Below are 12,277 nucleotides of genomic sequence, written 5' to 3'. Positions count from 1 at the left end.
TTCATAGTGCTTTTTTTTAATCTTTGTCCCTCTGTGCCTTTGCTACTTTGAACCTAACGAATTAACAAAACTCATTAAATGCATCTTGCAAATTCTCAGCGATCATTTCAGCTGGACGACCTTCAATGTGGTGACGCTCTAACATGTGAACCAATTCTCCGTTTTTGAACAAAGCCATAGATGGCGATGATGGAGGAAATGGGAACATATGTTGTCTTGCAGCATCAACAGCTTCTTTGTCTACACCAGCAAAAACTGTAATAAGATGATCTGGTTTTTTAGCACCTTCTAAACTCATTTTTGCTCCCGGACGTGCATTTCTTGCAGCACAACCACAAACAGAGTTTACAACAACTAAAGTGGTACCTTCAGCTTTGATAGCATTATCTACAGCCTCAGCACTATGTAAATCTTGAAAACCTGCAGCAGTTAATTCAGCTTGCATTGGTTTTACCATTTCTTCTGGATACATATTTTTTATTTTTAAATTTTACTTTTGAATTGCAAAGTTACAAAGTTTACTCGCAACTACTTAATTTGAAGTATAAAGTTTTGTTATAGTTCGATCGATTTAGTCAAAAATTGTAAAGTCTTAAATCAAAAGTCAAAACCAAATTGAAAAATAACCTCTTTTTAAAATAAAACGCATAATTAACTTGATTACAATGGCATAATCTTATTTAGTGAATTTCTTTTGGTACGGATAAGTTTCATAAATAGTATTGTCTTCATTAATCGAAAATCCTTTCGCCGCATCCTCTCTAGCAATTCCTACCAAAGCCACAACTTCTTCTCTTGGTTTACCTTGTTTCAGCGAGCAAATTGCTTTGTAATATTTAGCATCTGAGAATTCAGGATAGATTTTTAGAGCTTTGTCAAAAATAGCAATTGCTTCATCCCATTTTTTAAGTTCATACTTTGCAATTCCCTGATAAAAATAAGCCGTAGCATGTTCTAGTTGTTGTCTGTTTTTATAAATATCATTTACATAATCATCAAAAAGCTTTTCTGCCTTTTCGTATTCGTTCAACTGAAGATAACAAAGCCCTTTATAAAAATTAAACGAATGATCCATAACATAGCTGTTTCCGTATAATTTTATTGCTTCATCAAAATCAATAATAGCTTCTTTATATTCACGCGAAAAAATGCATTTCATAAAAGCACGATAAGACAGCCAGCGATCTTTATTATAATAAACAGCTTTATTTAAATATTGCATTCCAACTTCATATTTTTTACACTTAAAATACGGCATTGCTTTTTGCTGCCAGAGATAGGCAACAGTACTGTCTTTTTTTAATCCCTGATCAAGGCAGTCCTGCCATTCAGCCATTTCGAAAACATAATTGTGTTTTTCGGCGCAATTGGTTAAAAACTCCTCCACAATAGCATCATGCGCTTTATTTGTAGAAACTTGTCCGAATGATAAAAGGGTAAAAAAGAAAGAAATTCCTAAAGTAATATTTTTCAAAGGTTATTGGTTTTGGTTAATTTTATTTGAGAGAAAAATCACCCTAAATAACGCTTTAATAAATGGGATTTTTGGACACTTTAAAATAACTTTAACATCTTCCCAAAAACTCGTTTCTTCGTCTAAGAACTTAAAAATCAATTGAGGATTTCCTTTTCTAAATAAAGAAGAAAAAATAGAACTTCCTAATTCATTATGACGATACAAAATATCCAATAACAGTAAATCATAAAACCAAAATCGGCTTCTCTTGTAAAAATCTTTCATTTCGAAATTCTCATTTTGAAGAAAATCAACTAATTCCGAAGATTTTTTATCCGAATTTTTAAAGGTATAGCCTGTACTTGCTTTTGTCCATCCGCCGGCAGTTCCAATGTTTAAAACCCTTTTTGTGTTTTTCTTCCAAAAAGGATAACAAGTCATCGGGATACTTCCCTGCTCTTTTTCTTTAATTTCATATTTCTGAATTCCGAGTTTTTCCAAATAAACTTGAATTTCACTTTCGTATTCTTCTGTAGAAAGCCTTTTTTCTGAAAACAAAGTATATTCAACCAAAGCTTCAGTTGTAGAAGTCGGCAAAACATACATAAATCGAGTATTCCCTTTTTGTTCAACCGAAAAATCCATAAAAGTGACTTTTTCGGAATTAAAAATTTCAGTTTCAGTTTTCACAAACCAACCCACAAAATGCTGTTGTAAAACTGGGTATTTGTTTTGACTTTCAGCGAAAGCCTTAGTGTAAATACTGTTGAACAAATGATTACAGGTATATCGATTTTCTTCTGTACCCACAAAAACATGAGTTTCGAGTTCGTTTATATCCGTAACTTTCTCGTTCGAAAAAGTAACATTTGGCTGATTTGAAATAATTTCAAAAACGAAATTATAAAAATCTAATCCATTGATTTTATTATATGTATAAGGGCTAAGATCTAAATCACGTTTAAAATCTTGATTGGCAAACAAAGCCAAATCCCATTTTTTTGAAATAACGGGATTCCAAATTGAATCTTCCTTTTCCCAAAAACACCAAGTTCTGTCGTTTCTTTTCTTTGAATCTTGATCTAACAGCAAAATAGATTTATCTAAAAATTTTTCAGCTAAAATCATTTTGTAAACTGTCATTAAAGCAGCCAGCCCAGTTCCCGTAAAAATGTAATCGAAGTGTTTGATTTGCGAAGAATTCATTCTCAAAAATAAGAAATTTTATTCTTCCAATTTTTCTAAAAGAAGTTTAAAATCTTTTGGACTTAAATAGTTGTTGTACTGAAGAATGATTTCATAATTCTCATTCAAAACGCATAAAACCGGATATACAATTTGGTTGTTAATTGTTCCAAGCTGCAAAGCCAGTTCATGAACGCCAACATTATTTCCTGAAGGTTTGTATTTAAATATCTGATTGTTAAAAGCAATATTACGTTTCTCTTCGGCATTAAAATCAATGAAATAGAAATTTGAATTCAATGTTTCAATGATTTCTTTATTCTTGAAAGTTGTCGCTTTCATTCTTTGGCAAAACTGACACCAATCGGTATGAATGAAAACGATGATTTTCCGTTTTTGAATTTGCTGTAAACTATCCACTTCTTCAAAAGTTTGGCTTTTCAATTGGCTAAATCCTGATGAAGAAATTCCGAAGAAGATTATTAATAGCAATAGCTTTTTCATATTATTTTGATTTTTATTACTAAACTGGACTGAAGTCCAGCCCTACAATAGGAATCGAGCCCATGGCTCTTTAAGTTCCAATGGAACGAAATATTTTGTAGAGCTGGACTTCAGTCCAGTTCAATTATGAATTGGCATTATTTTAATTTATAAACGTGTATAATTTATTCCCTGAAGAATCTATTTAACCTGCAAAATCCTATGGCTTATAAAATTATCTCAAAATATATCGTAATCCTATAAAACCACGAATAGTTTGGTTTTGCCCGTAAACATAAGTGGTATCAAAAGTTAAACCGTATGGATTATCAGGCGTAACCAATACTTTTCCAGCCGAATCATATTGTACATTTTTATCGAAAGGATCGTTTGCTCTCGAAATCAAAAACGGATTATTCCGCATTGGAGTAAAATTAAGCAGATTTTTTACGCCGCCATAAAGTTCAAAATTTTTCCATCCTGTATACGTAAACTGAATATTTTGAATACTGTACCAAGGCGAGTTTGGATTTCTTGGATCATATTCGTTCAGCAAAGGCAGTTTCATTGGGCTGTAAACATTTCCTGTATAATCTAATAACAAATTCCAAGGTTCAATTTTATACGAAATACTCCAAGTTCCCGTAAAGTTTTCTGTTAAAAAAGGGCGTGAAGCAATTCCATCTTCAACATTTTTATTATCCAAAAAAGTCGCGCCGAGAATAAATTTCAATCCATTGGTAAAATTCACATCAACATTAGTGCTGATTCCTTGACTTAAAGCATATCCATCAATATTATCATAAATAATTTTGTTTGGATCAGTCTCGTAATCTGAAATTATTTTATTGCTGAATCGTGTATAAAAAGCAGTCGTTTCAATACCCATAAATGTTCCATTTCCGAAATTAATTTTCTGAATATAATTCAAATTAACATTTACAGATTTTTCTGGTTTCAAATCATTCTGAATTACAACATCTCGAGAACCTGTAAGTGCTGCGTGATCTTCGGTAAATAAATTCACAACTCTAAATCCTGTTCCAGCATTCAATCTAAAAATAGTATTTTCATTTGCTTTTAGGCGATAAGCAAATCTTGGCGTAAAAATCGAACCATGAATGGAGTTATAATCATAGCGCGCTCCTAACAAAATTTGGCTTTTGGGAGAAATTGTAATTTCATCCTGAACAAAAATTCCAGGCAGCCAAGTACTTTCAGCTTCTTTTGTTGCCGTAGTGTTATCATCATAATAAGAATATCGAGTGGCAATTCCGGCAAGGAAATCATTTCTTCCTATTTTTTTATCCCAAGTCAATTGCAGAAAACCAATTTTTTGATTTGCTATATACGAAGTTGTTCCGTAACGACTGTCCTGATAATGCACGTTTCCAGAGAAAGAAAGCATTAATTTCTCTTCAAACGGTAATTGATAACTTCCTATCAACTCTCCTCTTTTTGTATAAATACTTTCGCCATAAATTTCGTCGCCGCCTCGATATTTTTTCTCCCATCTTACATCTCCACCCCAGCGATCTTCATACATTCCGCGTGCTGCAATGGTAAACAAACGATTATTATTTCGACGAAAACTCCATTTATTAAAAACTGAAATACGATCAGAAAGCGTGACATCTGTAAAATTATCCTTGTCTTTATCGATAACCTGATCATAATTGAAGTAATTAATTCCTAAAAGTGAAGTTGCTTTTTTTCCAACATTAAATTTCATTCCCAAATCAAGATTATTCTCAAAATAAGTTGTTGTAAAATAATCTGCAGAAAACATTGGTGCATTTGTTGGATTTTTAGTGATAATATTAATTAATCCGCCAACCGCCTCACTTCCGTAAAGAGAAGAAGCGGGACCTTTTACAATTTCAATTCTCTCGACCAGCGAATTTGGTATTCCTGACAAACCATAAACTGTCGAAAGACTGCTTACAATTGGCATTCCATCAATCAAAACCAAAGTATAAGGCCCTTCCAAACCGTTTATATGAATATCACCCGTGTTGCAAACGCCGCAATTGAGCTGAGGACGAACGCCATTTACATTTTGAAGTGCATCGTAAATACTTGGTGTTGGGTTTTTCTTGAAGAAAACGGGCGAATAAACCTCAACTGGAACAGCACTTTCTAATCGCTTTACGGCTTTTAAAGTCCCAGAAACTACTACTTCATTAAGCTGATTCTCGTTATCGGTCAATTCAAAATCATAAGATTGAATAGAATCTTTAGTTACTTCTATTTTCTTTTTCAGGGTCTGAAATCCCATTTGAGAAACCTGAATGGTGTAATTCCCAAAAGCAACATTATCAAAAGCATAAAACCCTAAACTGTCCGTAACCGTTTTTTGCTTTGAACCAAATAAATGAACATTTGCGGCTTGTATTTTCCTTCCTTCTCCAGATATAAAACCCGATACTTTTGTAGTTTCTTGTGCAAAAGAAAAGTGTAAATTAAATAATATCAATATCCAAATTGAATTTTTCATCGTGGTAAAATTAAATTTAGACAAAACTAAAAATTAAATTTGACAAATATTGTTTCTGTTTAAAATAATTTTAAACGGATTGAATTCAATGTGTTAGATTTTTATTTTTTTTAAAGATCTAAAACAAAATAAACTCAATAAAGTCAAGCTTTATCTGGATCTTTCATGAATGATACAAACAAAGACTTTAAACATAATTAAAATTTGGCTAAAGCCCTTTTGAATACAAATCGTATTCCCCTAGCTGAAACTAGTGGCTATGAAAAAATCTAAACGCTCCATTTTACAAAGCCGACAGCTTTTAAAAACCTATCTAATTTAACATCAAAAATCCTCATCAATAAGTTCTTTATTAATCACAGCTGCGGCAAACGATCCTGTAGAAACTGCTATTGAGACAGATCGCATTTGAGTCGTGCAATCTCCACTTGCATAAATACCGGCAATATTTGTTTTTTGCATTGCATCTACTTTTAGCAAACCTTGCTCGTTTAAATCACAACCTAATGTTACGGGCAATGAACAATGTTGTTCTAAAGGCGGTTTCGCATACACAGCCTTTACAGCCGTTTTTTTACCATTTTTGAAGACAATATATTCCACATATCCATTTGTATGCTCAAAAGCTTCAATTTCATCCTCAAATAGGATAATTCCGTGTTTTTTTAAAGCATCAATTTGATCTAAAGTCAAAGTTGATTTTCCGTTCGTACATAATCTAAGATCTTTTGTCCAATTTGAAATCAGCTTTGCATATTCAAAAGCCATTTCACCATTAGCAATAATTGCTGTTTTTTCGTTCTTAACTTCATAACCATGACAATACGGACAATGCAAAACTGAAATTCCCCAGCAATCTGCAAAACCTTTAATTTCAGGAAGTAAATCTTTAACGCCAGTTGCAAACAAGACTTTTCTAGCGCTGAAAACTTCACTAGATTCTGTTGAAATTTCAAATCCGTTTTCTCTCTTAACCGCTCCTACCGCAAGTCCATTATAAAAATGAATCGTTTTATAAAGATCAACCTGCAATTTGGCTTTCGCCGAAATAACAGCCGGTTTTTCACCGTCCTGCGTAATAAAATTATGAGAATAAGGTGTCTGCCTGTTACAAGGCAAACCATTATCGATAACCAAAACCTGACGCAGAGCGCGCCCCAAACTCATTGCCGCTGACAAACCGCTATAACTGCCGCCAACGATAATTACATCAAAATTTTTCTGTTTCATAACAATGCTTTTTTAATGATTTTGTTTTTTGTGTAATTTGTAATTGATCAAATGCCCGATAATCATTCCGATGCCTCCCAAATAAATTAAATCTGAATGTATGTCTAACACCAGCTCGCTTAAAATGCTTATCCAGATCAACATCATTGAAACAACTAGAATTGTTGAGACTAAAAGAGCAGATTTTTTAATAATTTTGAAGATGGCAAATAAACCTATTGAAGCAAATAATAAATCGATAATTGGATTGTGACTTAAGCCTAAAGGCAAAATGGTTAAGAGTGGAAAAATTAAACAATGAACCAGGCAAATAGTTGCACTCGAAATTCCTAAAATATCGTAAAAGGATGTTGTTGTTTTCTTCATTTCTTGTATTTTTGCTTAATGCAATTTTGTTGCAAATATACACATTAAAATCAATTGCAACATTGTTGCGTTAATTTTTTAATTTATAAACAGAATGAAAACCACACGCAATACTACAGCAAAGACGGCCGTTTTAGAGATTTTTGAGAAATCTAAAACAGCTCTGTCTCATACCGAAATTCAAAAACAATTGAACGAGATATGCGATCGTGTCACTACTTATAGAATTTTAGACCGTCTGGTTAACGATGATGTTATTCATAAAATTTCAAATCTAGACGGCACAGTAAAATATGCAAAATGCAATCATTCGCATCAACGTGTGCATATACATAATCATGCCCATTTTAGCTGTGAAAACTGTCATGAGATTACCTGCCTCGAAAATGTAAAGCCAAGTTATATTATGCCGCATAATTATAAAGTAAACGAGATAAATTTTACATTATCAGGATTATGTCCAAATTGTTTAAATTCTAACAACTAATATTTAGACTCGCCTAAAAATATTGTTATACGAATATAATTTATCCCTATATTTGTTAAAACAATACTTTTAAAATGACCAAATCTTTAGAAGAGGTAAACCAATCGGTTGCTACAGAGCATAAAAAAACAGGATTCAGAAAAATATTAGCCTTTCTAGGCCCCGCATATCTAGTAAGTGTTGGATATATGGATCCAGGAAACTGGGCAACGGATATCGCCGGCGGAAGTCAATTTGGTTACACTTTAGTCTGGGTTTTATTAATGAGTAACTTAATGGCTTTGCTGCTTCAAAGCTTAAGTGCGCGTTTAGGAATTGTAACGCAGCGCGATCTTGCGCAGGCTTCAAGAGAAACCTATTCAAAATTCATTAATTACATTTTATATTTTCTGGCAGAAATTGCCATTGCCGCCTGCGATCTTGCAGAAGTTCTAGGAATGGCGATTGGAATTAATTTATTGTTTGGAATTCCACTTTTCGAAGGTGTTTTAATAACGGTATTAGATACTTTTCTTCTCTTATTCTTAATAAATAAAGGAATTCGAAAAATGGAGGCCTTTATAATTGTTTTGGTCGCAATTATTGGTCTTTCTTTCATTTTTGAAATGATTTTTGCACAACCTGAAGTTCCTAAAATCCTTGCGGGCCTTATTCCATCAATTCCAAATTCGGCAGCTTTATACATCGCGATCGGAATTATTGGAGCGACTGTAATGCCGCACAATTTATATCTGCATTCTTCTTTAGTACAAACTAGAAAATTTGACCGAAGTCCAGCAGGTATAAAACAAGCTTTAAAATACAATTTAATCGATTCTACGATTGCCTTAAATTTAGCTTTCTTCGTAAACGCCGCAATTTTAATTCTTGCAGCTGCAACTTTTCATAAAAACGGAATGTTTGAGGTTGCTGAAATACAAGACGCGCATCAATTTCTAGAACCACTATTAGGAACAAAATGGGCTCCAATTTTATTTGCTGTTGCCCTTATTGCTGCAGGACAAAGTTCTACTGTAACGGGAACTCTTGCCGGACAAATTGTAATGGAAGGTTATTTGCATTTGCGTATTCAGCCTTGGGTTCGTCGTATTCTAACTCGTTTAATTGCAATTGTTCCCGCGTTAATTGTTATATCAATTTATGGCGAAAGTGTTACGGGAAAATTGTTAATCTTGAGTCAGGTAATTTTAAGTCTTCAGCTTGGCTTTGCTATTATTCCTTTAATTCATTTTGTGAGTGATAAATCTAAAATGAATGGTTTTCATATCTCTAAAACTACTCAAGCCGTTTCTTGGATCATTGCTGCGATCATTGTTTCATTAAATGCTAAATTGGTTTATGACGAAATAACTACTTGGCTTGCAACTTCAGAGCATCCCGCAATAATATGGTTTACGGTTGTTCCGCTTGCTTTTGGTTTTCTAGCTTTGTTACTTTATATCATTGTAAAACCATTTATTGCCAGAGCAAAATCAAACATTGAGAATCACTCTCCACACCATCTTAAATTACAATATGTTCAAAAAGAAATCTACAACAAGAAAAACATAGCAATTTCTGTTGATTTTTCTAAGGCTGATGAAGCGGCGCTTAACAATGCGTTTGAACTGGGCGGAATTAATGCTCAGTACACTTTAATTCATATTGTTGAAACGGTAGGAGCGCTAATGTACGGAGGAAATATTGCCGACCATGAAACTACTATAGACGGAAAATTATTGCTGGAATATAAAGATATGCTTTCGCAGAAAGGGTTTAAAATCGAAACTGAACTTGGTTTTGGAAAACCTAACACTGTGATTCCAAATATTGTTAATCAAGGAAATTTTGATGTTTTAGTTATGGGAACTCACGGCCACACCGGATTAAAAGATATTCTTTTTGGCACTACAGTAGACAAACTCAGACATAAAATTTCGATACCTTTGTTGATTGTTAAATAAAGGTACTGAGATACTGAGGCTCTAAGATTCTAAGGTTTTATAAAAGCCACAAAAGAAAACTTAGAACCTTAGCCTCTTAGAACCTTAGAACCTCAAAAAAATGACTTTTTCAGAAGAAAACTACCTTAAATCTATATATCACCTTACAGCTTCTCTTGAAACTGAGGTGAGCACGAATGCTATTGCCGAAATGATGGAAACTAAAGCTTCATCTGTTACCGATATGCTTAAAAAGTTAGCCGAGAAAGATTTGGTTAACTATAAAAAATATCAAGGTGTTTCGTTAACTGAAAATGGAAAACTGGCGGCAAAAATGATTGTTAGAAAGCATCGCTTATGGGAGGTTTTTCTTGTTGAAAAACTAAATTTCAGCTGGGATGAGGTTCATGATATTGCAGAACAATTAGAACACATAAAATCTGAGCAGCTAATAAATCGTTTGGATGATTTTCTTGGAAATCCGACTGAAGATCCACACGGAGATCCCATTCCAGATGCAAATGGCCGAATTATTAAAATAGAGAAACAACTGCTTTCTGAATTATCCGAAAATCAAACAGGCATTTGCGTTGGGGTAAAAGATACTTCATCAGAATTCTTGAAGTATCTGGACAAGCAAGGAATTGCTCTAGGTTCTAAAATAGAATTTCTTTCTAAAGAATCTTTTGATTTATCGGTTAAAATAAAGGTTGACAACAAGGAATTGTCTATTTCGAACAAAATTGCTTCTAACTTATTTGTGAAATTAGTGTAGATTATCTATCAATTAGAAATCTAAATTTGTAAATCGCACTTCTAAACTGCGTATCAAATTATTTGTTCTTTCTAAACTAACAAGATTTATCGCAATCTGTTTTTTCTCGTTTGAATTTGTGACTATGTAAAGCATTGAATTATTAATTTTATAGCCTTTTATCTCACCGTATGCCAGTTTTCGGGTACTAAATATGTTTCTTGAAATAATAGAATCATTTGTAAAAATGACTCTTCTGACAAAGACATTAATTAATAAAATTAGGGCTAAGGCAATAATCACAATTGCTAACAACACCACTAGAGCATTTAAATAAATGGAAGAACAACAGAAACTGTACAATTCCAAAATACGGGAATCTGGCGGTAATGTAACAAAAGGAACTAGCAATAAGCTGCCAAAAATCAATATTAATACTATTGAAAAAAAGAAAATAAAAGCTTTCAATCGACCTGATACTCTATATACATTCATCTGCAATTATCTTTAATCTGAAAATCACTGCTAAAATAAAGTATTTTTCTTACGAATTAGAAAAAGACACTAACTTTAACTATATTAAATAATTCCCTTCTCAATCATCTCCAGCATTACTGGTGAAGCATTTTTAAATGTCGGCTGTTGTTCGATAATACTTCCAGCATTCTTTTTGTTTACTTTAAAAGTAACGTCATTGTCTGTTGTAAATAACAAAGCGGTTAAAAACGGATTTTTAATATAGGTGCCTAACACTAATAAGGCTTCGTCTAAAGTATGAATACTTTCAACTTCTTCTGTTTTATAACGTGTGGTTAATGAAATCGAAAAAGTATTATCTTCATTTAAAACCAAACGAAAGTAGATGTTTTTAATCTCTGTATCTCCCATTGTTTTGGCCAAAGTAAGTTTCGCAAAAGTTCCATTTTGAATACTTTCTCTAACACGCTCGCAAAAAAGGGCAAATATTGGTTCGTACATTTTTTTTAAGGTTCTAAGGTTGTAAGAGACTAAGGTTCTAAGTTTTTAAAACCTTTGTCTGTTATTGTTTAACCGCAAAGTTCGTAATTTTGATAACTATCTGGATTATGAGCTTTGCGGTTAAGAAAAATTATTTTCCTGTAAATTCGGCTTTACGCTTTTCTAAAAACGCTGTTGTACCTTCTTTAAAATCTTGGGTTCCAAAACATTTTCCAAACGATTTTATTTCAGTATCAAACCCATTCTTTCCATCGGTAAAGTTTGCATTGATTGCTTTAATCGCTTTACTTATTGCAAATGGAGCATTTTTAATTATTTTTTGCGCGATACCGTTTGTAAACGATAAAAGTTCTTCTTGAGACACAACATGATTTACCAAACCGTATTGTTTTGCTTCTTCAGCAGAAATCATTGCTGCGGTCATAATCATTTCTATTGCGCGTCCTTTTCCAACTAATTGAGGCAAACGCTGTGTTCCTCCATAACCTGGAATTAATCCTAAAGTAACCTCTGGCAATCCCATTTTAGCATTATCTGATGCTACTCTAAAATGACATGCCATTGCTAATTCTAATCCGCCTCCTAATGCAAAACCATTTACAGCTGCAATAACTGGTTTTTTAAGGTTTTCGATAAAATCAAATAGTGATTCCTGACCTTCAGCTGCTAATTGTGCACCTTCTATAATAGTGTAGTTTGCAAATTCTGAAATATCGGCTCCAGCCACAAACGCTTTTTCTCCGCTTCCTGTTAAAATAATAACACGAACATCGTCGTTTTTTCCCAATAATTTAATCGCTTTACTAAGATCACTGATGGTTGCTTTGTTTAAAGCATTCAGTTTTGCAGGTCTGTTAATCGTAACAGTCGCGATTTTTTCCTCAATCGAAATTAAAATATTTTCGTAGTTCATGACCTT

13 protein-coding genes are annotated in these 12,277 nt (G+C 33.1%); 3 read left to right on the top strand and 10 right to left on the bottom strand.

What is annotated here, in order from left to right; genetic code table 11:
• Nucleotides 1-61: 61 nt before the first annotated feature.
• The 7 genes from ACHRV0_RS03450 to ACHRV0_RS03420 all read right to left on the bottom strand — a co-directional run bounded on the left by ACHRV0_RS03450 (nt 62) and on the right by ACHRV0_RS03420 (nt 7,217).
• Nucleotides 62-472 carry a BrxA/BrxB family bacilliredoxin gene (locus tag ACHRV0_RS03450; RefSeq protein ID WP_089053444.1) on the bottom strand — a complete coding sequence of 137 codons (411 nt, stop codon included), beginning with the start codon at nt 470-472 and terminating at the stop codon, nt 62-64.
• Nucleotides 473-676: 204 nt separating this feature from the next.
• Nucleotides 677-1,474 carry a tetratricopeptide repeat protein gene (locus ACHRV0_RS03445; RefSeq protein ID WP_395439910.1) on the bottom strand — a complete coding sequence of 266 codons (798 nt, stop codon included), beginning with the start codon at nt 1,472-1,474 and terminating at the stop codon, nt 677-679.
• Nucleotides 1,475-1,477: 3 nt separating this feature from the next.
• Nucleotides 1,478-2,662, bottom strand: a complete 1,185-nt coding sequence (locus ACHRV0_RS03440; RefSeq protein WP_395439909.1) for a lycopene cyclase family protein — start codon at nt 2,660-2,662, stop codon at nt 1,478-1,480.
• A gap of 18 nt (nt 2,663-2,680) precedes the next feature.
• Nucleotides 2,681-3,145 carry a thioredoxin family protein gene (locus ACHRV0_RS03435; protein WP_395439908.1) on the bottom strand — a complete coding sequence of 155 codons (465 nt, stop codon included), beginning with the start codon at nt 3,143-3,145 and terminating at the stop codon, nt 2,681-2,683.
• Between the two features lie 214 nt (nt 3,146-3,359).
• On the bottom strand, nt 3,360-5,621 hold the full coding sequence (locus ACHRV0_RS03430) for a TonB-dependent receptor domain-containing protein (protein WP_395439907.1): 2,262 nt from the start codon (nt 5,619-5,621) through the stop codon (nt 3,360-3,362).
• Between the two features lie 324 nt (nt 5,622-5,945).
• Nucleotides 5,946-6,851: an NAD(P)/FAD-dependent oxidoreductase gene (locus ACHRV0_RS03425; protein ID WP_395439906.1), complete on the bottom strand. Its 906-nt coding sequence runs from the start codon at nt 6,849-6,851 to the stop codon at nt 5,946-5,948.
• Between the two features lie 12 nt (nt 6,852-6,863).
• The gene (locus tag ACHRV0_RS03420; RefSeq protein WP_129022678.1) at nt 6,864-7,217 is read right to left on the bottom strand and encodes a MerC domain-containing protein; all 354 of its coding nucleotides are present in this window, start codon (nt 7,215-7,217) and stop codon (nt 6,864-6,866) included.
• A 94-nt stretch (nt 7,218-7,311) separates the two neighbouring features.
• On the opposite strand from ACHRV0_RS03420, the gene ACHRV0_RS03415 reads away from it, so the two are divergent.
• The 3 genes from ACHRV0_RS03415 (at nt 7,312) to ACHRV0_RS03405 (ending at nt 10,401) form a co-directional block, all read left to right on the top strand.
• The gene (locus ACHRV0_RS03415; protein ID WP_395439905.1) at nt 7,312-7,704 is read left to right on the top strand and encodes a Fur family transcriptional regulator; all 393 of its coding nucleotides are present in this window, start codon (nt 7,312-7,314) and stop codon (nt 7,702-7,704) included.
• Nucleotides 7,705-7,778: 74 nt separating this feature from the next.
• Nucleotides 7,779-9,647, top strand: a complete 1,869-nt coding sequence (locus ACHRV0_RS03410) for an Nramp family divalent metal transporter (RefSeq protein ID WP_129022680.1) — start codon at nt 7,779-7,781, stop codon at nt 9,645-9,647.
• 100 nt (nt 9,648-9,747) lie between these two features.
• The gene (locus ACHRV0_RS03405; RefSeq protein WP_395410395.1) at nt 9,748-10,401 is read left to right on the top strand and encodes a metal-dependent transcriptional regulator; all 654 of its coding nucleotides are present in this window, start codon (nt 9,748-9,750) and stop codon (nt 10,399-10,401) included.
• A gap of 12 nt (nt 10,402-10,413) precedes the next feature.
• Here the strand turns inward: ACHRV0_RS03405 and ACHRV0_RS03400 are convergent, their stop codons facing one another.
• The 3 genes from ACHRV0_RS03400 to ACHRV0_RS03390 all read right to left on the bottom strand — a co-directional run bounded on the left by ACHRV0_RS03400 (nt 10,414) and on the right by ACHRV0_RS03390 (nt 12,271).
• Nucleotides 10,414-10,875: a hypothetical protein gene (locus tag ACHRV0_RS03400; RefSeq protein WP_129022681.1), complete on the bottom strand. Its 462-nt coding sequence runs from the start codon at nt 10,873-10,875 to the stop codon at nt 10,414-10,416.
• An 84-nt stretch (nt 10,876-10,959) separates the two neighbouring features.
• On the bottom strand, nt 10,960-11,358 hold the full coding sequence (locus ACHRV0_RS03395; RefSeq protein ID WP_129022682.1) for a hypothetical protein: 399 nt from the start codon (nt 11,356-11,358) through the stop codon (nt 10,960-10,962).
• 130 nt (nt 11,359-11,488) lie between these two features.
• Nucleotides 11,489-12,271: an enoyl-CoA hydratase/isomerase family protein gene (locus tag ACHRV0_RS03390; protein WP_395439904.1), complete on the bottom strand. Its 783-nt coding sequence runs from the start codon at nt 12,269-12,271 to the stop codon at nt 11,489-11,491.
• Nucleotides 12,272-12,277: the final 6 nt, after the last annotated feature.

The organism is Flavobacterium sp. FlaQc-30, assembly GCF_044005885.1.
Lineage (GTDB): Bacteria > Bacteroidota > Bacteroidia > Flavobacteriales > Flavobacteriaceae > Flavobacterium.
Note: the sequence above shows the minus strand (reverse complement) of the source record. Positions and strands in the feature narration are given on the sequence as shown.

Bases quoted from the DNA above. Each gene is read 5' to 3' on its own strand.
- ACHRV0_RS03435 (WP_395439908.1), bottom strand. From the start codon at position 3,145: ATGAAAAAGCTATTGCTATTAATAATCTTCTTCGGAATTTCTTCATCA.
- ACHRV0_RS03430 (WP_395439907.1), bottom strand. From the start codon at position 5,621: ATGAAAAATTCAATTTGGATATTGATATTATTTAATTTACACTTTTCT.
- ACHRV0_RS03425 (WP_395439906.1), bottom strand. From the start codon at position 6,851: ATGAAACAGAAAAATTTTGATGTAATTATCGTTGGCGGCAGTTATAGC.
- ACHRV0_RS03405 (WP_395410395.1), top strand. From the start codon at position 9,748: ATGACTTTTTCAGAAGAAAACTACCTTAAATCTATATATCACCTTACA.
- ACHRV0_RS03420 (WP_129022678.1), bottom strand. From the start codon at position 7,217: ATGAAGAAAACAACAACATCCTTTTACGATATTTTAGGAATTTCGAGT.
- ACHRV0_RS03410 (WP_129022680.1), top strand. From the start codon at position 7,779: ATGACCAAATCTTTAGAAGAGGTAAACCAATCGGTTGCTACAGAGCAT.
- ACHRV0_RS03400 (WP_129022681.1), bottom strand. From the start codon at position 10,875: ATGAATGTATATAGAGTATCAGGTCGATTGAAAGCTTTTATTTTCTTT.
- ACHRV0_RS03415 (WP_395439905.1), top strand. From the start codon at position 7,312: ATGAAAACCACACGCAATACTACAGCAAAGACGGCCGTTTTAGAGATT.
- ACHRV0_RS03450 (WP_089053444.1), bottom strand. From the start codon at position 472: ATGTATCCAGAAGAAATGGTAAAACCAATGCAAGCTGAATTAACTGCT.
- ACHRV0_RS03395 (WP_129022682.1), bottom strand. From the start codon at position 11,358: ATGTACGAACCAATATTTGCCCTTTTTTGCGAGCGTGTTAGAGAAAGT.
- ACHRV0_RS03440 (WP_395439909.1), bottom strand. From the start codon at position 2,662: ATGAATTCTTCGCAAATCAAACACTTCGATTACATTTTTACGGGAACT.
- ACHRV0_RS03390 (WP_395439904.1), bottom strand. From the start codon at position 12,271: ATGAACTACGAAAATATTTTAATTTCGATTGAGGAAAAAATCGCGACT.